Source organism: Streptomyces sparsus (genome assembly GCF_054776295.1).
Map to the genome: position 1 here is coordinate 1 of NZ_BAAHCA010001171.1, position 1,301 is coordinate 1,301.

The window sequence follows — 1,301 nt, forward strand, 5'->3', positions numbered from 1 at the left end:
GGGTGCGGGGCTCCTCGGACGGCCCCACGCTGGCGCTGCGCACCGACCCGGACGCGCCACCGGGCGAACTGACCGGGCGGCTGCGCACCGGCGCGGAACTGCCCGGCCTGCGCTGACCGGTCCGGAGCCGTCCGGCCCGGAGCCTCCGGACCGGGAGAACCCGAAGGGAGATCCGCCGGGAAAACCCGACAGGAGATGTCTGCTTTCGGGGCGAGCGTGGTGGCTGTTGCCGAAGAAGTGGTGAGGCAACCTCGACCGAAGGGACACGACAGCCATGACACAGGACGCATCGTCCGCCGCCACGACCGCCGAGAAACCACTGGCGGGCAGGATCGCCCTGGTGGCGGGCGCCACCAGGGGAGCCGGCCGCGCGATGGCGGTGGAGCTGGGACGGGCCGGGGCGACGGTGTACGCCACCGGCCGCACCACCCGCGAGCAGGTGAGCGAGGTCGGGCGACCGGGCGAGACGATCGAGCAGACCGCCGAGCTGATCACCGAGGCCGGCGGGACCGGCATCGCGGCGGTGGTGGACCACCTCGACCCCGAGCAGGTGCGGGCGCTCGCGGAACGCATCGACCGGGAGCAGGGCAGGCTGGACATCCTGGTCAACGACACCTGGGGCGGTGACCACCTGCTGGTCTTCCACAAGAAGCTGTGGGAACTGGACCTGGACGACGGGCTGCGCATGCTGCGGCTGGGCATCGACTCGCACGTCATCACCAGCCACTCGATGCTGCCGCTGATGATCCGCCGCCCCGGCGCGCTGGTGATCGAGGTGACGGACGGCACCGCGGAGTCCAACCGGGAGTACCGCGAGAGCTTCTGCTTCGACATCGCCAAGTACGCCCCCATCCGGATGGCGCAGGCACTCGCCACCGAGCTTGAGCCGTACGACGGCGTCGCCGTGTGCGTCTCACCGGGCTTCCTGCGCTCGGAGCAGATGCTCGACGCCTTCGGGGTCACCGAGGAGAACTGGCGGGACGCCATCGCGAAGGAACCGCACTTCGCGATCGCCGAGTCGCCGCTGCTGATCGCTCGCTGCGTGGCCGCGCTCGCCTCGGACCGCGACGTGGCCCGCTGGAACGGCCGGTCGGTGGACAGCGGGCGGCTCGCCCGCGAGTACGGCGTGACGGACGCCGACGGCTCCCAGCCGGACGCCTGGCGGTTCATCAAGGACGCGACGAGCGGGAACGGCGAGGTGGACGCCGCCGACTACCGCTGAGCCGTTCGGCCGCGGTGAGCCCGGGGCGACAGCCGTCCGCCGCGACCGCCCCCGCCGGACCCGCCCGCCGGGGGGTGCA

Annotated in this window: 1 protein-coding gene; it reads left to right on the forward strand. The window is 72.6% G+C overall.

The window, feature by feature from the left end:
- Positions 1–274: 274 nt before the first annotated feature.
- On the forward strand, positions 275–1,222 hold the full coding sequence (locus ACYVE9_RS27205; protein WP_461030547.1) for an SDR family oxidoreductase: 948 nt from the start codon (positions 275–277) through the stop codon (positions 1,220–1,222).
- The last annotated feature ends 79 nt before the right edge of the window (positions 1,223–1,301 follow it).

Bases quoted from the DNA above. Each gene is read 5' to 3' on its own strand.
- ACYVE9_RS27205 (WP_461030547.1), top strand. From the start codon at position 275: ATGACACAGGACGCATCGTCCGCCGCCACGACCGCCGAGAAACCACTG.